Here is a 23,425-nt window from a genome sequence, read left to right as displayed (position 1 = left end):
CCCCCCCCCCCCCCCCCCCGCCCCCCCCCCCCCCCCCCCCCCCCCCCCGCCCCCCCCGCCCACGGGGGCGCACGACGGGGGTTCGACCGCGTCCGGCGCGACGTCGGAGGAGGACGGGCGCTCGGGGGAGGGCACGGGGAAGGCCTCGAAGCGGGACACGAGCACGACCTCGAGCCCGGACACCTCGCCCGGCACCGACGGCACGGACGGCAACGGCGGCGGGTCGGACCCCTCCGGCACGGTGCTCGAGGTTCCGGTGGCACCCGAGCCCACCGTCGACAGCCTCGGCGACCTCCTCGGCGACGCGGACCGGCCTCTCGTGGCGAGCCCGCTGCCGAGGGCGGCGAGCGCCCGCGGCCGGCTGGTCGGCGGGTTCCCGGCCGCGTTGCGCCCCGCGCCGCGCTCCCGGGTCGAGACCAGCAGCGTCTCCCCCGCCGACGACCGCCTCCAGGTCGCCCTGGTCGGCACCACCACGCTCGCTCCGGCCCGGGTGCTGCTCGACTACCGCACCCGGCTCGGGCGGCGCGGCATGGTCGAGCAGGCGACGACCCCGCCGACGGCCGCCGGCTCCCAGGCGGCGGCGCTGCAGCGCGGGCGCAGCACGGTCACCATCACCGTCACCCGGCAGGGGTCGCGCACGACGTACTCCGTGATCGCCTCGCTGCACACCGGGCGCGAGTGAGACGGGATGTACATCTCCGTACGCGACCGTCCCGGCACCGACAGCAGCGCCGCGACCACCGAGCGGTCGGCGAGGCCGCCCGTCGGCCGCGCCGTCGTCGTGCTGGGCGTCGTCTCGATGCTCACCGACATCTCCTCGGAGTCCGTCGCCGCGATCCTGCCGCTCTACCTGACCGCGGTCGTCGGCCTCACGCCCGTGGCGTACGGGCTCATCGACGGCCTCTACCAGGGCGTGAGCGCGCTCGTCCGGCTCGGCGGCGGCTGGCTCGCCGACGCGGCCGACCGCCCCAAGTGGGTGGCGTTCTTCGGCTACGGCGTCTCGGCCGTCGCCCGCGTCTTCCTCCTCTTCGCGACGGGCGCCGCCGGCATCGCGGCGGTGGTCACCGCCGACCGCATCGGCAAGGGCATCCGCACCGCGCCGCGTGACTCGATGATCAGCACGTCCACCCCGACCGAGCACCTCGGCCGGGCGTTCGGCGTGCACCGCATGCTCGACACCATCGGCGCGGCGCTCGGCCCGCTCATCGCCTTCGGGCTGCTGTGGGCGGTGCCCGACGACTACACCGTCGTCATGGTGGTCTCGCTGGCCTTCGCGATCGCAGGCGTGGCCCTGCTCGGACTGCTCGGCCCCGACGTGCGCGTGAAGCGGGAGCACGCCGGTCCCACCCCGCCGCCGTTCCGCTGGCGCGACCTCGCGGACCGTCGGCTCCGGCCGCTGCTGGCGATCGCCGCGGTGCTGGGGCTGCTCACGATCGGAGACGGCTTCGTCTACCTCGCCCTCCTCGACCACGCCGACGTCACGGTCACCTGGTTCCCGCTGTTCTACGTCGGCACCAACGTCGCCTACCTCGTGCTCGCCGTCCCGGTGGGCCGGCTGGCCGACCGGGTCGGCCGCGCCCGGGTGCTGGTGCTCGGCCACCTCGCGCTGGTCGGCGCCTACCTCTGCTCCGTGCTGCCCACCTCGACCGTCGCGGCCACCCTCGGCACCCTCGTCCTGCTCGGCACCTTCTACGCCGCGACCGACGGCGTCATCGCCGCCGTCGCCGGTAGGCTCGTGCCCGTGCAGGCACGATCGAGCGGCATCGCGGCCGCCCAGACCGTGGTGGCCCTGGCCCGGATGGTCGCGTCGGCCGGTTTCGGCCTGCTGTGGCTGCTGCTGGGCCCCGCGACGGCGATGGTCTCGGTGGCAGCGCTGCTGGTGCTGGCGATCCTCGTCGCGGCGACCCGGGTGGGGCGCCTCGACGGCGCCGTGGCCACCGCCGCCTGACCGGCCATGCGGCTCAGCGCACGCGCCCGCGTGCTGGCGTTCGTCGGCATCGTGGTCGTCCTCGTCGCCGGGGCGACCGTGTACGTCCTGGCCCAGGGCCGCGAGGTGCGCGCCCAGCGCCGCGCCGACCCGGAGGCCGTCCGCACGCCCGTCGCCGAGGTGGTCGACGGCCCGCGCATCGTCTTCCGGCACACCGGCCTGGACAACGAGCTCGGCGTGGTCGCGATGGTGCCGCTCGACGACCCCGCCGGGGCCCGTGCCTTCACCGGGGTGTCCTGCGACCGCGTCGCCGCCCGCGCGGACGGGGCCTCGTGCCTCACCATCGACCGCGGCGTCGTGACGACGTACGAGGCGCACTCCTACGACGCCGACTGGCAGGAGGTCGACACCTCGCCCCTGCCCGGGATCCCGAGCCGGACCCGCCTGTCCCCCGACGGCACCCTGGTGGGGACCACCTCGTTCGTGTCGGGCCACTCCTACATGACGTCCGGCTTCTCCACCGCGACCGAGATCCACGCCTTCGACGGCAGCACGTCCTGGGGCAACCTGGAGGAGTTCGACCTGGTCATCGAGGGGAAGCAGGTGCGCCCGAGCGACCGCAACGTGTGGGGCGTGACGTTCGTCGACGACCAGACGTTCTACGCCACCGTCGCGACCGGTGGCCGCACCTGGCTGGTCGAGGGCGACCTCGAGGCGCGCAGCCTCACCTCGGTCTCCGCCGACGCGGAGTGCCCGGCGCTGTCGCCCGACGGCTCCCGCGTCGCCTTCAAGGTCGACGTCGACCCGGGCCGCAAGGTGGTGTGGCAGCTCGCCGTCCAGGACCTCGCCACGGGTGCGCGGACGCTGCTCGCCGGCGGGCCGCGCGGGGTCGACGACCAGGTCGAGTGGCTCGACGACGACACCCTGATCTACGGGATGCCCCGCCCGGACGAGCCCGGCGTGACGGACGTGTGGTCGGTCGACACCACAGCCGACGCCGAACCAGCGCTGCTCATCGAGCAGGCCTGGTCGGCGACGGTCGTGCGCTGACCTGCGCTGACCTGCGCTGACCTGCGCTGGCCGTCGTCCGTGGCCCACCTCACGCCTCGCGCTGCCACCGTTTGGGGAAGTTCCTGCACCGGGTTGTGGGGCCGCTGGCGCTTGTGGAGGATGCCCCGGACTGCGTCCCCACCGCAGTATCGTTCCCCCTACCCCGTTCCCGACCCCCCGGGTGACAGCGAGGTCTCTCCATGCACACCCCCGTGCCCCCCACCCCCCACACCCCCGTGTCGCGCCGCCTGGCGCGGCTCGCGCCCGTGGCGCTCCTGGCCGCCGGTCTGACCGCGGTCACGCTCACCGGTCCCGCCCCCGCCGTGCCCACGGCCGACTCCCAGCGCGCGGCAGCGACCGTCGGCGCCTTCGGCAAGGGCCAGCCCTCCGGCGTCGTCGTACGCCGCGGTCCCTCCCGCGAGGTCGGCATGCGCTTCTCGCCGAAGGTCGACGGCAAGGTCGTCGGCGTGCGCTACTACAAGCCGCTGGCGTGGAAGGCGGCGACGCCGAGGTCCGCCACGCTGTGGTCGGCCAAGGGCAAGGTGCTGGCCCGCACCTCGATCAAGCCCGTCGCCGGCGCCGGCTGGCAGTCGGTGAGGTTCTCCTCCCGGGCCAAGCTCACCACGGGCAAGCTCTACGTCGTCTCCGTGCACACCCGCACCAAGGGCATCCACGCCGCCACGCCCGACGGCTTCGCCAAGGGCCACTCCACCGCGCAGCTGCGGGTGCCCCGCGGCCGCAACGGCTGGACGAGCGTCTCCGACAAGCCGACCTTCCCCACCAGCCAGGCCCGCGGCGACGCCAACTACTGGGTCGACGTCCGGTTCAAGCCGGGCACCTCGACCCAGGACCCGACGCCCACCCCGACCCCGACGCCGACCCCGGGCGGCTGGCCGGGTCCGGACAACACGGGCGTCCCCGCCGGCACCGTCCTCGCGCCCTACACCGGCCCCTGCACGATCACCTCGGCCCGCACCATCTCCGGCGCCGACGTGCTCAGCAAGTGCCAGGACGCGCTGGTCATCCAGACCACCGGCGTGGTCATCGAGAAGTCCCTCGTGCCGGGCGTGTGGTCGATCTACGGCGACGGCGACAGCTCGGTCACCATCACCGACTCCGACGTGCGCGCCGGCGCCGTCTCGACCGCAGGCATCTGGGGCTACAACATCAAGGCCAGCCGGGTCGACGTCACCGGCGGCCAGCACAGCTTCCAGTGCAACAACAACTGCGAGGTCACCGACTCGTGGCTGCACGACCAGCACAACCCCGACGGCGGCAGCTTCCACAACAACGCGTTCATCTCCAACGGTGGGCACACCATGGTGGTGCGGCACAACACGCTGCACTGCACCTCCATCCTCAACAGCACGGACGGCGGGTGCAGCGGTGACCTGTCGCTCTTCGGCGACTTCGACCCGATCGACGACGTGACCATCGACAACAACCTGTTCAAGGCCAACAACTCGTCGATCTCCTACTGCCTCTACGGCGGGGCCTCGAGCTCGAAGCCCTACCAGGCGACCAACGTCCGGGTCACGAACAACGTGTTCGAGCGCGGCGCCAACCGCAGGTGCGGCGTCTACGGACCGGTGACGTCGTTCGACAGCAACGCCAGCGGCAACGTGTGGACCAACAACACGTGGGACGCCGGTGGCGCGGTGACTCCCTCGCGGGGCTAGCGGCGATCCGGCCTAGAGGGCTCCGCCACCGACCGCCACGAGCGACTTGGTCAGTCCGGCCACGCGCTCGTGGTGGATGGTGGAACCCGGGAAGTACGACTTCAGCTCGGCGACCCCGACCAGCTCGGTCCACTGCACCTCCGACATCGCGTCCTCGGGCGTGTCCGGGCGGCTGTGGGCAAGTGGCCAGCGGGCGGCGAGCCTGGCCCGGGCGGCCATGGGCATGAACTGCAGGCCCGGGAAGAGCCAGTGCGGCTCGAGCGGGAAGTAGCGGTAGGGCGTCTGGACCCAGTGCCGGGGCGCCAGCGCGCGCACCTCGCGCGCCAGGGCGGACCGCTGGGCGTGCCCGCCGACGTGCTCGAGCAGCGAGTTGGAGAAGACGACGTCGTACGACGTGGGCGCGCCGGCGGCCGCGAGGGCCTCCCGTGCCCGGCAGGCGTCCCCGGTGACCGGCACCATGGCCGGGTCGTCGGAGTCGCCGGGCTCGAAGAGGTTGAGCACGGTGACCTCCTTCGGGCGCACCGGCGCCCGCCGCCACCACTCGACCGTGCCACCGAGGTCGAGCACCGACATCGTCGCGAGGTCGGGAAAGGCCTGCTGCACCAGCTCCCAGCGGGCTGCCCGCGTGCGTGCGCCGGCCGATCCCGGCGCGTCCACCAGGACGTGCCTCAGCCGCGCTGCGACACCACGGTTCTGCGTCATCGTGTTCCCCTCGTCGTGTTCATCTCGTCTGCGCCGCTCACCACGGCACGCACATGAGCTCGCTGTACAGGTAGTCGACAGACCGCGGCGACAGGCCGTCGCCGCGGAACATCCGAGGCCGCGGGGCGCTCTGGCGACGCGACAGCCGTGGTGGCCGGCCCGCGACGCGGCCTTCCGCGAGCGTCACCAGCGCCCGGTGCCGCAGCAGCAGGTGGCGGTAGGGCGCGTGCCCGGCGCGCGCCAGCACCGCCGGGTCCGAGACGTGCAGCAGCGACGTGAAGAGCGGCAGCCCCTTGCGCCGCTCGCGACGCGCGATCACGTAGCAGGAGTCCTCGCCCACCCGGACGACGAAGTGCAGCGCGGCGGCCGCGTCGCGGTGGTCGCGGTAGACCTCGAGGTCGCGCCCGGAGAGCGCGGCCTCGATCTGCGCGGGGGCGGTCAGCACCCGCACGCCGGGTCGGGAGGGCAGCGGCAGGTTGGGCACGAGGGCCGTCGTGGTGTCGAGCCGGCTGAACCCGAGCCGCTCGTTGAGCGCCACGACGTTGCCGCTGGGTGAGAGGTCCACGAAGTCGAAGCCTCGCTGGCGCAGCATCGCGCGTGCCAGGCGTACGCCGTGGGCGCGGTGCTCGTCGAGCACGCACCACGCGGCCAGGTTGCAGATCCGGCGCAGCCGCCCGTCGACCTCGCGCTCGGAGTAGAAGGCCAGGTAGGTGCCCACCACGGCGTCGCCCTGGCGGAGCAGGAAGCCGTGGTTGGGCGCGTCGACGCTCCACGGCGGCACGGCGCTGCGCGCCCACTGTGCGGCGCTCAACCGGCCGTTGAGGTGCTGGTGCAGGAACTGCGCGACGTCGGTGACGTCGGCGTCGGTGATCGGCGCGAGCTGCACCTTCTCGCGCACGTCCAACCCCACGCCCATCCCCACGGACTCCCCCATGGTCCTCACCGTAGGAAGCAGCACGGCGCTGCGCCGGCCGCCGGCCGGGCACATACCTCCATTTGGGGAGCCTGGGACGCCGAGGGGTCCTCCCCCTCCGTCCGGTCGCCTACCTTTCCGGCATGCGTGTGGTGAATGTCTGCTTCCACGGCATCGGCACACCGCAACGCGTGCTCGAGCCGGGCGAGGACTCCTACTGGATCAGTCGTGACACCTTCCTGGGCGTGCTCGACCGGGTGGTGGCCCGCGACCATGTGCGGCTGAGCTTCGACGACGGCAACGCCTCCGACGTCGAGATCGCCCTGCCGGCACTGCTCGAGCGCGGCCTGACCGCGACGTTCTTCGTGGTCGCCGGCCGTCTCGACCAGCCCGGCAGCCTCGGGAGGGATGACGTACGCCGCCTGCACGACGCCGGCATGACGATCGGCAACCACGGCATGACGCACCGGCCGTGGCGCGGGCTGGACGCCGCCCGCCGGCAGGAGGAGCTCGTCACCTCGCGCGAGGTGCTCGAGCAGGTCACCGGCAGCCGGGTGCACGACGCCGCCCTGCCGCTCGGGCGCTACGACCGCGCCGTGCTCGAGGCGCTGCGACCGCTGCGCTACCGCACCGTGCAGACCAGCGACCGGCGGTGGGCGCGCAGCGACCGCTGGCTCCAGCCGCGCTACAGCATCCGCCACGGTGACAGTCCCCGCACGGTCGAGCGGGAGGTGCTGCGGCCGCCGCCCCTGCACCTGCAGGCCAGGTCCGCGCTCGTCGGGACCGTCAAGCGCCTGCGCTGACACGCGTCAGCCGTCGAGCACGAAGCAGAGCTCCTCGACGCCGTCGTCGGACGGCCCGGGCTCCTCCAGGGCACGGTCACGCTGGAACCCGCACTTCTCGAGGACCCGGATCGAGCCGGTGTTGTGCGCCACGACGTGGGCGTGGAGCGGACGGACACGCACCTCGTCGACCAACAGGGCGAGCGCTCGGGTCGCCACGCCGCGCCCCCACCACTCGCGCCCGATCCAGTAGCCCAGGAACTGCCGTCCGTCGTCGTCCCAGCTGAGGATGTTGCCTGCCACCGCGCCGTCGGCGACGACCGTGCGGGTGACCACGGCCTCGTTGCCACGGATCCTGGCCCAGTGGGCGGTGAACTTCTCTCGGTCGCGAGCCGGGAAGGCCGCCATCTGCACCGCGAGGGGGTCTGCCTGGTGCTCGAAGAGGGTGTCGAGGTCACCTTCCTCGACCTGTCTGAGGTGCACGTCGGGCACGTCGGTCATCGTCGTTCTCCCTTGCTCGGTGGGTCCGACTGTGGCACCGGGCACCGACACCGGGAGACCGGCCTTTCACCCTTCCGGGTCGGGTGGTGCCACACACAGGGGGCTCGGCGTTGTTGAATGGCGGCCGTCCACACCTACTAGCAGGAGCTTCACGTGAACAAGACTGAACTGCGCGACGCCATCGCCTCGCACGCCGAGCTGAGCAACGCCCAGGCCGACAAGGCCCTCGAGGCCGTCATCACCTCGATCACCCAGGCCGTCGCCGGCGGCGACAAGGTCACCGTCCCGGGCTTCGGCACCTTCGAGTCCCGCGAGCGCTCGGCCCGCACCGGCCGCAACCCGCAGACCGGCGAGACCATGGAGATCGCCGCCAGCAAGGCGCCGGCCTTCAAGCCGGCCGCTGCGTTCAAGAACGCCGTCAACGGCTGACGCAGCCACACCCCGCAGGACGTCGTACGGATGGGGACATCCCCTCCGTACGGCGTCCTCGGCGTCTCTCGGGCGTTGCTGGCCCAGCACTGGTGACGGCCTCTCTCAGACGTGGCATGCGCCTCCCCGCGGCTGATCACCGCGCATCTCGACTCCGCTCATGCCGGTGAGCCAGCGCCGTGCAGGGTCACCCCGTGCCCACAGACGGCGCCCGGTGGACCTACGTGTAGTCGCGAGGGTTACGGCGGTCGTATTCGGCGGCCCACGCGAACACGACGTACAGGAGTGCCGTGGAGATCAGGACGGTGGCACCCTGGATCGCGATCTCGACCTCCTGCGAGTCAATCGCCCGAAGCATGACCACCCGCACCGCGATGAGGACGCCGACGGCTGGTAGGAGACTCCAGGCAAACCGCCGCCTGCTCCACGCAAGCCATGGTCGTTTCATTCATGGGACCGTACCGGCCTTCGGAACGTCGGACATGTCGTGACCAACGCGGGACATTGAAGAAGTGCTGCGGTTCGCGCCCCGTTCTGGCGATGGGGCGGTGGCGAACTGGTCGGCCGTCTCGCTCCCGTGGAGGAGCCGCACGTGCGCCCCGGGGGTCTCAGCGTGGCACTGTGGAGGACATGAGGGTCGAGCAGGAGGTACTTGCGGCGGCTGAGTCCAGAGCAGCGGCGCTCGCGGCTGCCGACGCGGGGCGACTCGCCGATCTCCTGCACGAGGACTTCAGGTGGACCACGCACCTCGGCGAGACCTACGGCCGCGCCGAGTACGTCCGCCGAAACACCCAGGGGCACACGGCCTGGCGATCGCAGACCCTGGTCGATCCCGAGGTCGTCGTCGTGGGTGAGACGGCCGTCCTGTACGCCGAGGTGCACGACGTCGTGCGGTCGGACGGACACGCGTCGGAGACCTTTCGGATGCCGATGACCCAGGTGTGGGTCCGAACCGGCAGCAGCTGGACGTGCTTGGCGGGACACGCGGGACCTCGGTTGTCCTGACTCCGCGCATGCTCGGTCATGACCGATCCAAGGCGGGACATGCCTGCGGCCCCGCCATCGTGGGGACTGGCGGGGTGCGGGGCGGGGTCATTGTCGGTCGGGAGGCGTGGTGTCGAACGCGCGGGTGCCGGCGTGGTCGCGGAGGTAGTGGTGGGCGTGGGGGCTGGTCCACTCGAACACCCCGGGCTCGACCATGCGGTAGTGCCAGGCGGTGTGGGTCTTCAACCGGTGGTGGGAGCGGCACAGGCACGCCAGGTTCGACGTGGTGGTCGGTCCGGGCTGTGGCCGGCCCTCAGCGTCGGCGTCGTGGTCGTAGGCGACGATGTGGTCGATGTCCGAGCGGCGGGCGGGTCGGGTGCACCACGGGAACACGCAGGTGCGATCCCGGAGGACGACCTGCTCGCGGATCCGGTCCGGGATCGCGTAGCCGGGTGCGGTCTGTTCGGTGGTGAGGTCGATGACGGGCTTGATGGTGATCTTCGTGTGGGTGTCACCGCACCACGCCTTCACCTGGTCGAGCAGCACCAGCCGCTGGCCGTTCTCCATCCGGCCGGTGGGACCGAACACGGTCCGCACGCCCTCGAGGTGCGCGTCGAAGTGCAGGTGCAGGACCAGCTCGCGGGCGGCCGGCAGGTCTGCGGTATCCCGTTTCGTGGCGGTGGCGGGTTCGGTGGCGGTAGCGGATGAGAGGTCGAGGGAGGTCTGGGTGCGGGCCAGGTCACCGAGCGCCTTGGCCCGGCGCACGTCGAGGGACTCGGTCGAACCGAGGGCCTTCAGCGCTGCGGCACCCTGCGACACGGCGTGACCCAGGTCGAGGGCGTCGGCGATGTCGACCTCGGCCTCGATCCGCATCGTGCCGGCGAAGTGCACGTCCTCGTCGTTGATCGTCACGTGCCGGGGGTCGACGTGCAGGTGGCCGTCCTCCGGGTCCGATGCCGGGTCCGCCTCGGCAAGGTCGTAGCGCTTGATCGCCTCTGCGACCAGCCGGTCCAGCTGCGCTGGAGCGACCCGCCCGGCCACGGCGGCGACCTGGGCGTCCACGAACCCGGCCGCCTCGACCGTCAACCGCGGGGTGGTGTGGATGGTGGTCTCGGCGACAATCCTCGCCTGCCAGGCCGGCACCAGCCCGGACTGGACCTGCGTCCACAGGCGCGGCAGCCGGTGGCGCAGCTCCAGGGCGTGGCCAATGAGCTTCTTCGCCGCCCCCGAGGAGAGGCCGAGCACCGCGCCGAGCTCGGCGATGCAGAACTCCGCCACCAGCGGCGCACCCACACCCGCGATCGGCTCCTCGTGCTCACACCCCGGGGTCGCGAACGTCGCGGCCGAGTGGATCGACTCCGGCGGGTGCATGTCGGCCCAGCGCGCCGCGACCAGGAGCAGGTCGGCGGCCGCCCGGTGCTCGGCGGCCTTGCGATCGCGGGCGAGAGCGAGCAGGTCGGCGGCCGAGAGGTCGTCTGCGACCTTCCCGATCACCTGCTCCCAACTTTCGCTCATGTGTTCGATTGTAGTCGTTGACACCGACACTCGCCGCGATCAGACCGTGCTGTGGAAAGGGACAGATGACAGGACTCCGTCCCTCTTCGACACCGCCCAGGGCGTGGTTTCGAGGCTCGCTGCGCTCGCACCCTAACCACCGAGGGAGGGTCGCTCGCACCTCAACCACCGGAGTCAGGGTGCCAGCGGCCTGCCGTCGTCCCAGGTGTTGTCCTCCCAGGCGTTGTCGGGGGCGGCGGGGTCGAAGGAGGTGACGGGGCCGTAGACGCCGCAGGTGCCGTTGGTGCCGCGCTCGAAGACGTTGCCGCGGAAGACGATGCCGGTGGCCTGGGGATAGGGCTTGCCGGGGGCGTCGCCGCCGAAGGCGCAGTAGGGGACGGAGGAGGCGTTGGCCTTGAAGAGGTTGCCCTCGACGAGCACGTCGCGCACGGGCTCGAAGTCACCGAAGAGGGAGAGGTCCGCGGTGCACCCGCCGCCGGTGGCGTTGAGCGTCGGCGTGCAGTGGAGGGTGTTGCCGCGCACGACCATGTCGGTGCCGCCGTTGGTGATGAAGGCGTTGTTGTGGGCGGCCTCGCCGTCGGGGTTGTGCTGGTCGTGCAGCCAGGAGTCCTCGACGAGGCAGTGGCTGCCGCAGTGCACGCTGTGCTGGCCGCCGGTGACGTCTACGCGGCGTACGGTGAGGTTGCTCCCCCAGATCGCGCCGCCGATCCACGCACCCGCGACCACCTCCGAGTCGAGGACCTCCACCGAGAAGCTGGCGTCGGCCTGGGTCGCGGTCGACTCCACCCGCGGCACCCGGGAGTCCTCGATCCGCACGTCCGGGGCCTGGACCACGATCGCCGGGCACACGCCGGTCGCGTCGACGCCCGACAGCACGGCGGTCTCGACGAGCGTGCAGGGACCGGCGTACGGCTCGAGCTCGGTCCCGGGCGGCACCCCGGTGTCGTCCTCGCCGGGGGCGTCGAGGGCGGCGGGGGTCGCCGGCTCCCCGCCAACGGAGGGCACGTCGGACGCCGGCACCCCGGAGGACGACGTGGCGGACGAGGACGTGGCGACCACCTCGCGGTAGCCGGCCACGCCGATCCCCGCGGCGACCAGCGCCACGACGACCAGCACGGCCGTCCGTCGATCCCGTGCCATCGGCGTACCCCCTGACCCCAGCATCACCCGGATGCGGCTGCACGCGCGTACCCCACTCGGGGGATGTCCCTCCTCGACCGGCCGGGTCAGGTGCGAGCCGTGGTCGACTCCCGGGCGTGGGACTGACGATCGCGTGCGTCTACAACGACCCTGTCGTGCGACGCCACTGCCTGGACCGCTCTCTCGAGGCGTACGACGGACCCGTCGAGGTGGAGTACCTCCCCATCGACAACACGACGCACGCCTTCGCGACCGCCGGCGCCGCGCTCAACCACGCCGTCCGGATGGCGAGGCACGACGTGGTGGTGCTCGTCCACCAGGACGTCTACCTGCACGACCTCGACCAGCTCGCCGCCTGCGCGGCGTGGCTGGAGGACGAGCGGTGGGGGATCCTGGGCGCCAACGGTATGACCGCGAGCCGTACGTCGGCGGGCCGGCTGCGCGACCGCGTCATCCTCATCGGCGAGTCCGCACCGAGCCCGATCCCGGTCGACACGCTCGACGAGGTGCTGGTCATCGCCCGCCGTGCGGACCTGCTCGCCGAGCCGCTGAGAGAGGACCCCGAGCTGGCCTGGCACGCCTATGCCGTGGAGTACGCCCTGCGCGTGCGCGCGGCGGGACGGCTGGCCGGCGCGGTGGACACCGCCATCACCCACAACAGCATGTCGACGAACCTCGCGCGCCTCGACGACGCCCACCGCCACGTGGGCGACCGCTACCCCGCGCTCCAGCCGATCCACACCACCTGCGGCACCGTCGGCAGGCGCGGACCGGACTGGCGGCGGCTCCCGGTCGTGCGCGACCACGGCTGGCGCCGCACCTGGCTGCGACAGTCCCGCCTGGCCGCGCAGGTGCGCGCCGAGCTCGACGTGCCGGTCGTGCTGGCCGACATCGCCCACGAGGTCGACCTCGTCGACTGGACGCCGAGCCACCCGCTGCACCTGGTCAACGTCGACCGGGCCGGCGGGTTCGCCGCGCGCGCCGGGAGCCCGGTGGTGCTCGAGCGCAGCGGGCGTCCGGTCTCGATGACGGCGCTGCAGCTCCCGGAGCTGCCCGTCGCCCTGGCCTCCCTGGACCCGGCCGACCGCGTCCTGGTCACCGGCCTCGAGGTCGGCGACCTCGCGCGCCTGCGCCCGCTCCTGGCCGACGGCGACTGGCTCGCCGGGGTCCAGTGGGGCGAGGTGTGGCTGGTGGGCGGACCGGCAGCCGCCCGGCCGCCCGAGGAGTGGAGCCGTCCCCAGGCCGTGCCGCTGGGAGCGGGCCGGTCCCGCAGGTAGGCGCCGTGCCAGGCGACGGATCAGGCTACTGGTCAGCCGACGGGCGCGGCCTCGGCGTGCGCCACCGCGACGGCGTACTCGTCGCAGTGCGACATCGACACGTGGATCGGCCCGACGCCGCGCTCGCGCGCGAAGGCCAGCACCTCGCCGCTGAGCACCACGCCCGGCACACCGTCGTCGCCGCGGGTGATCTCGATCGAGCCGTAGGGCACGGGCCCGTCGGCCGGCCCGTGCAACGCCTTCACGACGGCCTCCTTGGCGGCCATGCGCGCCGCCAGGTGCAGCTCGGGCCGCGCCATCGACGTGCAGTAGGCGATCTCGGCACCCGTGAACCAGCGGCGCAGGAAGCGGTCGCCACCGGTCCGCACCAGGCCGGCCATCCGCGTCACCGACACGATGTCGGTCCCTGCACCCAGCATCGAGGTCCCCCGTTCCCGGCCCGCACGACGAGCGGGCCGACGGTGGCACGGTAGGCCCCTGTGACGCCCGGGACCGGGGCCCGCCGGGACCCGTCACCACTATTGGGGAGCGTCGCCGCTGGCGCCCGGAACCGGCCCCGTGACCTGTTCCACTGATCGGCGGGCCCCCCGGGGGGCGGGCTCGACGAACACTTGGGAGGCCGACGTGCAGGACCAGATGCAGCGCGACGAGATCAGGGAGACGTTGCGCGACTTCATGGGGGACAACTACCTCTTCGGCGACACCGACCGCCTGCCCGGCGACGAGGAGTCGCTGCTCGAGAAGGGCGTCGTGGACTCCACCGGCATCCTCGAGCTCATCGAGTTCCTCGAGGACCGCTTCGGCATCGAGGTGGCCGAGTCGGAGACCGTCTTCGAGAACCTCGGCAGCATCGGCGGGCTCACCCGCTTCGTGCTCGCCAAGACCGGGGCCACCCAGCCCGTCGGCTGAGGCGCGGCTCGGGGGGGCAGCCATGGGGGCAACCACGTCCCGGGTCGAGGACGACCCGGACCTGCGTCCGTTCCGCACGGACCTGGACAAGTACTACACGATCTCGGCGGAGGGCCGGCGCGGCCCGCGCCAGCGGCTGCGGCTGTGGCTGCTCAACGCCGACTTCCGCGTCGTCGCGTGCTACCGCTTCGACCAGGCCGTGCGCCGCTACCACCGGCAGCACCGCGTGCTGGGGCTCGCCCCCCGCGTCGCGAGCGCGGTGTGGCGGCGCCGTACGTCGACGGTGCACCATGCCGAGATCGACCACCGGGCGCGCATCGGGCCGGGCCTCTACCTGATGCACCACACCGGCGTCTACATCGGCGCGGCGAGCATCGGGGACAACTGCGTGCTGCACCACAACGTCACGATCGGCCAGCGCGTCGCCGCCGGCGACCAGGGCCTGCCGCGCATCGGCAACGACGTGTGGATCGGCCCCGGCGCCACCATCACCGGCGACGTCACCATCGGCGACGGCGCCACCATCTCCGCCGGCACGGTGATCGCGCGTGACGTCCCGCCGCGCGCCCTCGTCGCGGGCAACCCCGGCCGCGTCGTGAACGCCGACTACGACAACTCGGCGATGCTCAACTACCGCGTACGTCGTCCCGCACCCGCGCGCGACGAGCAGGTCGAGCGTGCGCTGGCGGAGTACGCCAGGCTCCGCGACCCGGCCGGTGACCGGCAGCTCGAGGCCGTCAAGGCCGCGATCTTCCTCGAGGACGTCTTCGACGTCGTCCTGCGCGAGGACGAGATCGACCCCGACCGGCTGGGCACCGCCGAGGGCATGCGTGCCGTCCTCGCGCGCGCCGTCAGGCCCGCCTGATGTGCGGCATCTGCGGGGTCGTCGTCACCGACGGGCCTCCCCCGGACCGCGAGCTGGTGACCCGCATGATCGGTCGCCTGCACCACCGCGGACCCGACGGCAGCGGCCTCTACCTCGACGAGCAGGCGGCGCTCGGCCACACCCGGCTCGCGATCATCGACACCGAGGGCGGGGCGCAGCCGCTGTGCAACGAGGACGGCACGCTCTGGATCTCCTTCAACGGCGAGATCTTCAACTACGTCGAGCTCGGTGACGAGCTGCGCCGCCGCGGCCACCGCTTCCGCACCCACAGCGACACCGAGGTCGTCGTGCACGCGTGGGAGGAGTGGGGCGAGGAGTGCTTCACCCGCTTCAACGGCCAGTGGGCGCTGGCGCTCTGGGACAGTCGGGAGCGGCGCCTCGTGCTCTCCCGGGACCGGCTCGGGGTGCGGCCGCTGTTCTTCACCCGCGACGCGCACCGGATCGCCTTCGCCTCGGAGGTCAAGGCGCTGATGGCCGACCCCGCGCTGCCGCGCGAGCTCGACCCGGTCGGCCTCGACCAGGTCCTGACGTACTGGTCGACCGTCGCGCCACGCACCGTCTTCCGTGGCATCGAGCAGCTCGAGCCCGGGTACGTCGCCGTGCTCGACCGCGACGGCTTCAGGCGCCGGCCCTACTGGAGCGTCGACTTCCCCGCGCGGGGAGCCGAGCCGGGCCAGGACGTCGAGGAGAACGCCCGCGAGCTGCGGGACCGCATCGTCGAGGCCGCCCGGTTGCGCTTCCTGCGCAGCGACGTGCCCGTCGGCGCCTACCTCTCCGGCGGCATCGACTCCTCCATCACCGCGGCGGTGATCGCCCGCTACACCGACGCACCGCTGCACACCTTCTCGCTGCGCTTCGCCGACGCGGAGTTCGACGAGGGCGTCCACCAGGCCAAGATGGTGGCGCAGCTCGGGGCCCAGCACGAGGACATCACGGTGTCGCCGACCGACGTCGCCGAGGTGTTCCCCGACGTCGTGCTGCACACCGAGACGCCCATCCTGCGCACCGCGCCCGCGCCGCTCTTCCTGCTCTCGCAGCTCGTCCGGCGACACGGCTACAAGGTCGTGGTCACCGGGGAGGGCGCCGACGAGGTGCTCGCCGGCTACGACATCTTCCGCGAGGGTCGGGTGCGGGCCTTCTGGGCGCGCGACCCCGGCTCGGCGACGCGCGACCGCGCGGTCGAGCTGCTCTACCCGTGGATGGCGAACAACCCGGGACAGGCCCCCGCCTTCGCCCGGGGCTTCTTCGGCCAGGACCTCGACCCGCACGACCCGTCGATCTCGCACCGTCCGCGGTGGGCCTCCACGAGCGCCGTGAAGGGGATGCTCACCCCCGAGCTGCGCAACGCGACCGCGCGCGCCGCCGGTGACGACGTACTCGCCCTGCTGCCCCCGCAGAGTGCCTCGTGGGACCCGCTCGCGCGCGCCCAGTGGCTGGAGATGACCACGCTCCTGCCCGGCTACATCCTGTCCAGCCAGGGCGACCGGATGCTGATGGCCAACTCGGTGGAGGGTCGCTTCCCGTTCCTCGACAAGGACGTCATCGCCTTCGCCAACCAGCTGCCGGCCCGCCACAAGCTGTGCGGTCTCGACGAGAAGCACCTGCTCAAGCTCGCCTTCGAGGACCTCGTCCCCGAGGAGATCAGGCGCCGCCCCAAGCAGCCCTACCGGGCGCCCGACACCGCGAGCTTCTTCGGCGACGCCACACCCGACTGGCTGGGCGACGTCACCTCCCCCTCCGCGATCGCCGACGCCGGCGTCTTCAACCCGCGCGCCGTCCAGGGCCTGCTCGCCAAGGCGACCCGCACCCGCGGCGTCCGCACCGGCAACACCGACAACATGCGCCTGCTGGCGGTCCTCTCCACGCAGCTGCTGCACCAGCAGCTCGTCGTCGACGCCGGTCGGGCCACCGACCACGACCCGCCCGAGCCGATGACCGTCATCGACCGGCTCCAGCCCGCGAGGAGCACCGCATGACCACCATGGAGTCCAGCACGGAGACCAGCACGGCGAGCAGCACGGCGAGCACGGCGCTCGACGACCCGTTCGCGCTCGACCTCGACGCCGAGGTCGCCCGGATCACCGCGATGCTGCGCGACTACCTGGGTCGGTCGCGGCGCAAGGGGGCGACCGTCGCGCTCTCGGGCGGCATCGACTCGAGCGTCGTGGCCGCGCTCTGCGTGGAGGCCCTCGGCGCCAAGCGCGTCTTCGGCATCCACATGCCCGAGCGTGACTCCTCCGAGGACACCCTCGGCTTCAGCACCATGGTGTCGGACGCCCTCGGCATCGACTCGGTGGTCGAGGACATCACCCCGGTCCTGCAGGCGGCGGGGTGCTACGAGCGGCGCGACGCGGCCATTCGGATGGTCTGCCCCGACTACGGCCCCGACCACCTCTCCAAGATCGTGCTGCCCAGCGTCGTCGACTCCGACAGCCTCCGGCTCTACTCGGTGGTCGTGCAGGCGCCTGACGGCACGATCACCCGCCACCGGCTCACCACCGAGTCCTACCTCGGCATCGTGGCCGCGACGAACTTCAAGCAGCGCGCGCGCCGGATGGTCGAGTACTACCACGCCGACCGGCTCAACTACGTCGTCACCGGGACGCCCAACCGGCTCGAGTACGACCAGGGCTTCTTCGTGAAGCTCGGCGACGGCGCCGCCGACGTGAAGCCGATCGCGCACCTCTACAAGACCCAGGTGTACGCGCTCGCCGAGCACCTCGGCGTCCCCGAGGCCATCCGCACCCGGCCGTCGACGACCGACACGTACTCCCTGCCCCAGTCGCAGGAGGAGTTCTACTTCTCGCTGCCCTGGAACCTGATGGACGTCTGCCTGCACGGCAAGAACACCGGACGTCCCGTCGAGGACGTCGCGGCGGCCGCCGGGCTCACCACGGCGCAGGTGGAGCGGGTGTGGGCCGACATCGACCAGAAGCGCAGCACCACGGCGTACCTCCACCTCCCGCCCCGGCTCGTCGAACCCGTGCAGGAGATCGGATGACCGCTCGCGACCTCATCGCCGCCGCCCTGCGGCGGTGGTACGTCGTGCTGCTCGGCGCCGTCCTCACCGTCGGCGCGCTGTACGTCGTCACGAAGCAGGCGCCGGTCTACTGGACGCAGTACAACATCCTGCTCGTCGGTCCCAGCGGGGCGCAGAAGACCACCGTCCTCGACGACCCGGTCTACGGCCTGCAGCCGCTGGTCGGCGTGATCGCCACCGACTTCAACGACGGCTCGCCGCCGCTGCTGACCGGCGACGTGGCCGCGACGATCGTCGGGGAGGGGTACCGCGAGGGCGTGCAGGTGCGGACGCCGAACCTCGGCACGCAGTGGCGGCCGCTCTTCCCGGCGAACTACCTCGACGTGCAGGTCGCGGCCTCCAGCCCCGAGGAGGTGCTGGCCACGGCGCGCGCCACCTCGCTGCGGGTCTCGGTGCTGCTCGAGGAGCTCCAGGACGAGATGGGCGCCCCGCTCAACCTGCGGGCCCGCGCCGTCCCCTCGTCGAAGTACCCGACGGTCATCCCGGTCTCCGGGAGCCGCTCGCGCGCGCTCGCCGCCACCGGCCTGTCCGGGATGGCCATCACCCTCGCCGTCCTCCTCGCGCTCGAGCGGCGCCGGCCGAGCCGCCGGCCGGCACCTGCTCCGACACCCGCCCCGGCCCGCCCGTCGCTGCGCCGGCGTCCCCGGTCGGCGGTGCCGGCATGAGGCCGGTCGCCATCGCTGTCGTGACGTGGAACAGCGCCGACGTGCTGCCCGGACTGATCGCGTCGCTGCCGGCGGGGACGGGCGACGTGCCCCACCACCTCGTCGTGGTCGACAACGACTCCAGCGACGACACCGTGGAGGTCGCGCGATCGCTCGCACCGGGAGCGACGATCCTGCAGACCGGTCGCAACGCCGGCTACGCCGCCGGGGTCAACGCCGCGATCGCCGCGGCCCCCGACGCGCCGGCGGTGCTCGTGCTCAACCCCGACGTGCGGCTGCGCCCGGGCTGCCTGCCGCGGTTGCTGGCCGCGCTCGAGGCACCCGGCACGGGGATCGCCGTACCTCGCCTGACGGACGCCGACGGCGAGCTGATCCACTCGATGCGGCGGCGCCCGACGCTGCTGCGGGCGTTCGCCGACGCGCTCGTCGGCGCGACCGTGGCGGGCCGCTGGCCGGCCCTCGGCGAGGTCGTCACCGACCCCGCCCGCTACGCCGCCGACGCCCGTCCCGACTGGGCCGAGGGCTCCACGCAGCTGGTCAGCCGGGCCTGCCTCGACGCCTGCGGCGCGTGGGACGAGTCGTACTTCCTCTACTCCGAGGAGACCGACTTCCACCTGCGGGCCGGTCAGCACGGCCTCGGGGTCGCGTACGTCGCCGCGGCCGGCGCGCAGCACCTCGAGGGCGGGTCGGGCACCTCGCCGCGCCTGTGGGCGCTGCTGACGGCCAACCGGCTGCTGCTGTTCTCCCGGCTCTCCTCCCGCCCGCGCACGGCGCTGTACTGGGTCGCGCTGGTGCTGCGGGAGTCGACCCGTGCCCTGCGTGGCGACGCGATCGCCCGCGCCGCGGTCCGCACGCTCACCCGGCCGCGGCTGCTCCGGGCGCCGCGCGGGCCGGGGTGGCTGGACCTCTACGACCGCACCGTGGCCGGGGCGGCTACCCCAAATCCGGTACTAGCCGCCGGAGACGCCCCTGCGGGGGCCTCCGGTACGTAGCGTCCCGGCAGGGACGTCGAGTCGGCCACTCGACGTGCCGCCGGTCGCCGGGGGGCGGTGGCCGGGGTGAGGAAGAGGGGGCCTGACCAGATGCGGACGAACCTGCACCACCTGCTCGAGGAACGCGCGGACCGCTCCGGTGAGCGTCCCGCACTCAGCCACCAGGACGTCACGCTGGACTACGCGACCCTGTGGGACCAGACCAGGCGCACCGCCGAGGTGCTGGCGCGGCTCGGCGTGCAGCGCGGCGACCGCGTCGCGGTCTACCTCGACAAGCGTCCCGAGACCGTCACCGCGATCTTCGGCGCCTCGGCGGCCGGAGGGGTCTTCGTGCCGGTCAACCCGGCGCTCAAGGGCGCCCAGGTGGCCTACATCCTCGGCGACTGCGACGTCCGCGTCCTGGTGACCTCCCGCCAGCGCTGGGAGGCGATGCGCGACGACGCCAAGGGCTGCGAGGCCCTCGCGCACGTCGTGCTGGTCGACGGTGGGCCCGGCCTGGAGCCCACCGACGGCGAGGTCGGGCTGCACGACCTCGACGCCCTCCTGGCCGCCGTGACCACCGACGCGCCCGTCAACCGGGACGTCATCGACGTCGACACCGCGGCGATCCTCTACACCTCCGGCAGCACCGGCCGCCCCAAGGGCGTCGTGCTCTCGCACCGCAACCTCGTCGTCGGCGCCGAGAGCGTCTCCCACTACCTCGGCAACCACGACCAGGACGTCATCCTCGCGGCGCTGCCCATCAGCTTCGACGCCGGCCTCAGCCAGGTCACCACCGCCTTCGCCTCCGGGGCGCACGTCGTGCTGGTCAACTACCTCCTCCCGCGCGACGTCGTACGCCTCTGCGCGCGCCACGGCGTCACCGGCCTCACCTGCGTGCCGCCGCTGTGGATCCAGCTCGTCGCCACGGAGTGGCCGGCCGAGGCGACCGCGTCGCTGCGCTACTTCGCCAACACCGGCGGCCGGATGCCGCAGGCGACCCTGTCGCGGCTGCGCGAGATCTTCCCGCAGGCCAGCCCGTTCCTGATGTACGGCCTGACCGAGGCGTTCCGCTCGACCTACCTCGACCCGGCGGAGGTCGACCGGCGGCCCGACTCGATCGGCAAGGCCATCCCCAACGCCGAGATCCTCGTGGTCCGCCCCGACGGCACGCCGTGCGCGCCCGGCGAGGAGGGCGAGCTGGTGCACCGCGGTGCGCTCGTCGCCCAGGGCTACTGGGGCGCCCCGGAGAAGACCGCCGAGCGGTTCCGGCCCGTGCCCGGCGACCACGCCGACTGGCGCACGCCGGAGCTCGCGGTGTGGTCCGGCGACCGGGTGGTCGCCGACGAGGAGGGCTTCCTCTACTTCGTCGGCCGCACCGACGACATGATCAAGACCTCTGGCTACCGGATCAGCCCGACGGAGATCGAGGAGGTCGCCTACGACAGCGGCCTGGTCCGCGACGCCGCCGCCCTCGGCCTGCCCGACGAGGCGCTCGGGCACCGGGTCGTCGTCGTGGTCAGCCCGTCCGGGGAGAGCCTCGACCCGGCCGACCTCGTCGAGGTCTTCCGGCGCCAGCTGCCGCGCTACATGGTGCCCGCCGAGGTGGTCGTGCGCACCGAGCTGCCGCGCTCCCCCAACGGCAAGTTCGACCGGGTCCTGCTGCGCGAGGAGCTCACCCGATGAGGACCAGCGACCACGTCGCCGCCCACGGCACCGCCGACGGCCGCCTGCTCGTCGGTGGCATCCCGGTGGACCGCCTCGCCGAGCGGGTGGGCGCGACCCCGTTCTTCGCCTACGACCGGGCGCTCATCACCGCGCGGGTCGCCGAGGTGCGCGCCGCCGTGCCCGACCGGCTCCGGCTGGGCTACGCCGTGAAGGCCAACCCGATGCCGGCCGTCGTGCAGCACCTCGCCGGCCTCGTCGACCACCTCGACGTGGCGTCGGCGGGCGAGCTCGCGGTCGCCCTCGACACCGGCTGCGACCCGGCCGCGATCAGCTTCGCCGGCCCCGGCAAGACCGACGCCGAGCTGAGGCGCGCCGTCGCCGCGGGCGTCACCGTCGAGGTCGAGTCCCGCACCGAGCTGCAGCGCCTCGTCCGCACCGGCAAGGAGCTCGCGCTGCGCCCGCGCGCCGCCGTCCGCGTGAACCCGCCGTTCGCGGTGAAGGGCTCCGGCATGCGGATGGGTGGCGGCCCCCAGCAGTTCGGGGTCGACGCCGAGGCCGTCCCCTCGCTCCTCGGGGAGGTGTCCGCGCACGACGTGGACGTCGTCGGCTTCCACGTCTTCGCCGGCTCGCAGAACCTCAACGCCGCCATCCTCGTCGAGGCCCTCGAGAAGACCGTCGACCTCGTCCTCGACCTCGCCGGCCACGTGCCCGGCACGGTGGAGTACGTCAACCTGGGCGGCGGCTGGGGCATCCCGTACTTCGAGAAGGACCAGCGGCTCGACCTCGCCGTGCTCGGCGCGCGGCTCACGGAGCTGGTCGACGACCGACTGGCGCCTGCGTTGCCCGAGGCCACGTTCGTGACCGAGCTCGGGCGCTACCTGGTCGGCGAGGCTGGCGTGTACGTCACCCGCGTCGTCGACGTGAAGGAGTCGCGCGGCCAGGGCTACGTGGTCGTCGACGGCGGCATGCACCACCAGCTCGCCGCGTCGGGCAACTTCGGCCAGGTGATCCGCCGCAACTACCCGCTGGCCCTGGCCAGCCGCGTGTCCGAGCAGCCCTCGGGGCCCGTGACCGTGGTCGGCTGCCTCTGCACGCCGCTCGACCTGCTCGGCCACGACGTCGAGCTGCCGGCCGTCGAGGTCGGTGACCTCGTCGCCGTCTTCCAGGCCGGGGCCTACGGCCTCACCGCGAGCCCCACCGCCTTCCTCGGGCACCCCGCACCGCCGGAGGTGCTGGTGTGAACGACCCGACCGCGCACGAGACCACACCCATCGGACAGACAGCAGAACCACCAGGGGGAACCAGCGTCATGGAGACCGTCACCAGCCAGCACACCGACAGCATGGACGGGGTGGTGGAGGTGCTCACCCGCACCCTCGGCATCGAGGACCGCGCCGGCTCGATCACGCGCGACACCGGGCTCTTCGGTGAGCTCCCGGAGCTCGACTCGCTCGGGGTGGTCGAGCTCGCGGCCGCGCTCGAGGACCGATTCGACATCGTGATCGACGACGACGACTTCACCGGCGAGGTGTTCGAGTCGGTGGGCACGCTCACCGACTTCGTCGACAGCCGCCTCACGGCCGCGGACTGAGCGGGGAGGGAGGACCACCATGGAGATGAGCGTCCTGTGGGGCTCGCTGCGCCGCCGCTGGTACCTCGTGCTCGCCCTGCTGGTGCTCACGCTGGGGGCGATGTACGTCGTCACGCAGCGGGTCGGCAAGACCTACGAGGCCACCGGCACGGTGCTCGTCTACCCGCCCTCGCAGAGCTCGATGCCCGACGGGTCGAGCACGCAGGAGAACCCCTACCTCACGCTCAGCGGCGTGAACCAGGCCCGCGACGTGGTCGTGCGCGCGCTGACGTCGAAGAAGGTGAGCGACGAGTTCGGCGAGACCTACCCGCTGGGCACGAGCTTCGAGATCGTCCCCGACTACACCAACAGCGCGCCGATCATCCTGTTCACCGTCGAGGCGAGTGACCCGAAGGTGGCCACCGACGCCCTGGAGTCGCTGGTGAGCCTGGTGCCGGTCGAGCTGGGTGACCTGCAGGCCGGGCTGGACCTCCCCGAGGCCGAGCGCGTCGCGTCGACGGTGCTCACCCAGGACGAGACGCCGCAGGCGACCAACAAGGCCATGATCCGCTCGGCGATCCTCGCCGGGGCGGGTGTGAGCGGCGCCGGGCTCATGCTCATCGCGCTCGTGGACAGCCTGCTGCTCGGGCGGCGCAACCCCGATCCCGCCGGGTCCGCGGCCGCCGACCCCGACGACGCGGCCGCCGGGCCCCCGGAGCCGGTCGGTGACGACGCCGCGACGGGCGCCGAGGACGACGAGGCCACCGCGCCCGAGCCCGTTCCGCTGCGCTCGGTCGCGACAGCGCAGGCGCCGGCC

25 protein-coding genes are annotated in these 23,425 nt (G+C 72.8%); 18 read left to right on the top strand and 7 right to left on the bottom strand.

Translation table 11 applies throughout. The features are described 5' to 3' along the window. Nucleotides 1-256 precede the first annotated feature (256 nt). From Q9S36_RS49005 to Q9S36_RS48990, 4 genes are all read left to right on the top strand, one after another. Complete coding sequence (locus Q9S36_RS49005; RefSeq protein ID WP_311292017.1) at nucleotides 257-682, top strand: hypothetical protein; 426 nt, start codon at nucleotides 257-259, stop codon at nucleotides 680-682. Between the two features lie 6 nt (nucleotides 683-688). Then, a complete protein-coding gene (locus tag Q9S36_RS49000) occupies nucleotides 689-1,948 on the top strand; it encodes an MFS transporter (protein WP_311292016.1) in 1,260 nt (419 codons plus the stop codon). A gap of 6 nt (nucleotides 1,949-1,954) precedes the next feature. Further along, nucleotides 1,955-2,977 carry a hypothetical protein gene (locus tag Q9S36_RS48995; RefSeq protein WP_311292015.1) on the top strand — a complete coding sequence of 341 codons (1,023 nt, stop codon included), beginning with the start codon at nucleotides 1,955-1,957 and terminating at the stop codon, nucleotides 2,975-2,977. 212 nt (nucleotides 2,978-3,189) lie between these two features. Further along, on the top strand, nucleotides 3,190-4,656 hold the full coding sequence (locus tag Q9S36_RS48990) for a DUF4082 domain-containing protein (protein WP_311292014.1): 1,467 nt from the start codon (nucleotides 3,190-3,192) through the stop codon (nucleotides 4,654-4,656). A 12-nt stretch (nucleotides 4,657-4,668) separates the two neighbouring features. Here the strand turns inward: Q9S36_RS48990 and Q9S36_RS48985 are convergent, their stop codons facing one another. Together Q9S36_RS48985 and Q9S36_RS48980 are read right to left on the bottom strand one after the other, a co-directional pair. Next, the gene (locus Q9S36_RS48985) at nucleotides 4,669-5,358 is read right to left on the bottom strand and encodes a hypothetical protein (RefSeq protein ID WP_311292013.1); all 690 of its coding nucleotides are present in this window, start codon (nucleotides 5,356-5,358) and stop codon (nucleotides 4,669-4,671) included. Between the two features lie 37 nt (nucleotides 5,359-5,395). Further along, a complete protein-coding gene (locus Q9S36_RS48980; protein WP_311292012.1) occupies nucleotides 5,396-6,292 on the bottom strand; it encodes a hypothetical protein in 897 nt (298 codons plus the stop codon). Between the two features lie 122 nt (nucleotides 6,293-6,414). Between Q9S36_RS48980 and Q9S36_RS48975 the strand changes: the two genes are divergently transcribed. Then, a complete protein-coding gene (locus Q9S36_RS48975) occupies nucleotides 6,415-7,074 on the top strand; it encodes a polysaccharide deacetylase family protein (protein WP_311292011.1) in 660 nt (219 codons plus the stop codon). A gap of 6 nt (nucleotides 7,075-7,080) precedes the next feature. Here the strand turns inward: Q9S36_RS48975 and Q9S36_RS48970 are convergent, their stop codons facing one another. Continuing rightward, nucleotides 7,081-7,554, bottom strand: coding sequence for a GNAT family N-acetyltransferase (locus tag Q9S36_RS48970; protein ID WP_311292010.1), 474 nt, complete (start codon nucleotides 7,552-7,554; stop codon nucleotides 7,081-7,083). 153 nt (nucleotides 7,555-7,707) lie between these two features. Between Q9S36_RS48970 and Q9S36_RS48965 the strand changes: the two genes are divergently transcribed. Beyond that, nucleotides 7,708-7,983 carry an HU family DNA-binding protein gene (locus Q9S36_RS48965; protein WP_311292009.1) on the top strand — a complete coding sequence of 92 codons (276 nt, stop codon included), beginning with the start codon at nucleotides 7,708-7,710 and terminating at the stop codon, nucleotides 7,981-7,983. 220 nt (nucleotides 7,984-8,203) lie between these two features. On the opposite strand, the gene Q9S36_RS48960 is transcribed toward Q9S36_RS48965, so the two are convergent. Further along, the gene (locus Q9S36_RS48960; RefSeq protein WP_311292008.1) at nucleotides 8,204-8,341 is read right to left on the bottom strand and encodes a hypothetical protein; all 138 of its coding nucleotides are present in this window, start codon (nucleotides 8,339-8,341) and stop codon (nucleotides 8,204-8,206) included. 272 nt (nucleotides 8,342-8,613) lie between these two features. On the opposite strand from Q9S36_RS48960, the gene Q9S36_RS48955 reads away from it, so the two are divergent. Further along, on the top strand, nucleotides 8,614-8,988 hold the full coding sequence (locus tag Q9S36_RS48955; RefSeq protein WP_311292007.1) for a nuclear transport factor 2 family protein: 375 nt from the start codon (nucleotides 8,614-8,616) through the stop codon (nucleotides 8,986-8,988). An 87-nt stretch (nucleotides 8,989-9,075) separates the two neighbouring features. Here Q9S36_RS48955 and Q9S36_RS48950 read toward each other — a convergent pair whose 3' ends face one another. Further along, complete coding sequence (locus Q9S36_RS48950) at nucleotides 9,076-10,482, bottom strand: DUF222 domain-containing protein (RefSeq protein ID WP_311292006.1); 1,407 nt, start codon at nucleotides 10,480-10,482, stop codon at nucleotides 9,076-9,078. Nucleotides 10,483-10,656: 174 nt separating this feature from the next. Continuing rightward, the gene (locus tag Q9S36_RS48945) at nucleotides 10,657-11,622 is read right to left on the bottom strand and encodes a hypothetical protein (protein WP_311292005.1); all 966 of its coding nucleotides are present in this window, start codon (nucleotides 11,620-11,622) and stop codon (nucleotides 10,657-10,659) included. Between the two features lie 116 nt (nucleotides 11,623-11,738). On the opposite strand from Q9S36_RS48945, the gene Q9S36_RS48940 reads away from it, so the two are divergent. Continuing rightward, entirely contained in the window at nucleotides 11,739-12,899 is a 1,161-nt protein-coding gene (locus Q9S36_RS48940; protein ID WP_311292004.1) for a glycosyltransferase, read from the top strand. A gap of 32 nt (nucleotides 12,900-12,931) precedes the next feature. Here Q9S36_RS48940 and acpS read toward each other — a convergent pair whose 3' ends face one another. After that, nucleotides 12,932-13,318, bottom strand: coding sequence for a holo-ACP synthase (gene acpS, locus Q9S36_RS48935; protein ID WP_311292003.1), 387 nt, complete (start codon nucleotides 13,316-13,318; stop codon nucleotides 12,932-12,934). 205 nt (nucleotides 13,319-13,523) lie between these two features. Between acpS and Q9S36_RS48930 the strand changes: the two genes are divergently transcribed. The 10 genes from Q9S36_RS48930 to Q9S36_RS48885 all read left to right on the top strand — a co-directional run. After that, the gene (locus tag Q9S36_RS48930; RefSeq protein WP_311292002.1) at nucleotides 13,524-13,808 is read left to right on the top strand and encodes an acyl carrier protein; all 285 of its coding nucleotides are present in this window, start codon (nucleotides 13,524-13,526) and stop codon (nucleotides 13,806-13,808) included. 22 nt (nucleotides 13,809-13,830) lie between these two features. Then, nucleotides 13,831-14,673 carry a serine acetyltransferase gene (locus tag Q9S36_RS48925; protein WP_311292001.1) on the top strand — a complete coding sequence of 281 codons (843 nt, stop codon included), beginning with the start codon at nucleotides 13,831-13,833 and terminating at the stop codon, nucleotides 14,671-14,673. Then, a complete protein-coding gene (asnB, locus tag Q9S36_RS48920) occupies nucleotides 14,673-16,670 on the top strand; it encodes an asparagine synthase (glutamine-hydrolyzing) (protein WP_311292000.1) in 1,998 nt (665 codons plus the stop codon). Before Q9S36_RS48925 ends, asnB begins: the two co-directional genes overlap by 1 nt. After that, a complete protein-coding gene (gene nadE / locus Q9S36_RS48915) occupies nucleotides 16,667-17,695 on the top strand; it encodes an NAD(+) synthase (RefSeq protein WP_311291999.1) in 1,029 nt (342 codons plus the stop codon). The genes asnB and nadE overlap by 4 nt, the downstream gene beginning before the upstream one ends. Continuing rightward, complete coding sequence (locus tag Q9S36_RS48910; protein WP_311291998.1) at nucleotides 17,692-18,399, top strand: hypothetical protein; 708 nt, start codon at nucleotides 17,692-17,694, stop codon at nucleotides 18,397-18,399. The genes nadE and Q9S36_RS48910 overlap by 4 nt, the downstream gene beginning before the upstream one ends. Beyond that, nucleotides 18,396-19,391 (top strand): glycosyltransferase family 2 protein, encoded by a 996-nt coding sequence (locus tag Q9S36_RS48905; RefSeq protein WP_311291997.1) that lies wholly within the window; start codon nucleotides 18,396-18,398, stop codon nucleotides 19,389-19,391. The genes Q9S36_RS48910 and Q9S36_RS48905 overlap by 4 nt, the downstream gene beginning before the upstream one ends. A 90-nt stretch (nucleotides 19,392-19,481) precedes the next feature. Beyond that, nucleotides 19,482-21,056: an acyl-CoA ligase (AMP-forming), exosortase A system-associated gene (locus tag Q9S36_RS48900; RefSeq protein WP_311291996.1), complete on the top strand. Its 1,575-nt coding sequence runs from the start codon at nucleotides 19,482-19,484 to the stop codon at nucleotides 21,054-21,056. After that, nucleotides 21,053-22,279, top strand: a complete 1,227-nt coding sequence (locus tag Q9S36_RS48895; RefSeq protein ID WP_311291995.1) for a pyridoxal-dependent decarboxylase, exosortase A system-associated — start codon at nucleotides 21,053-21,055, stop codon at nucleotides 22,277-22,279. Before Q9S36_RS48900 ends, Q9S36_RS48895 begins: the two co-directional genes overlap by 4 nt. A gap of 68 nt (nucleotides 22,280-22,347) precedes the next feature. Next, nucleotides 22,348-22,629, top strand: coding sequence for a phosphopantetheine-binding protein (locus tag Q9S36_RS48890; protein WP_311291994.1), 282 nt, complete (start codon nucleotides 22,348-22,350; stop codon nucleotides 22,627-22,629). A 19-nt stretch (nucleotides 22,630-22,648) separates the two neighbouring features. Then, the coding region (locus Q9S36_RS48885) for a hypothetical protein (protein ID WP_311291993.1) at nucleotides 22,649-23,425 on the top strand (777 nt) is incomplete at its 3' end.

Source organism: Microbacterium sp. ARD31 (assembly GCF_031844425.1).
Note: the sequence above shows the minus strand (reverse complement) of the source record. Positions and strands in the feature narration are given on the sequence as shown.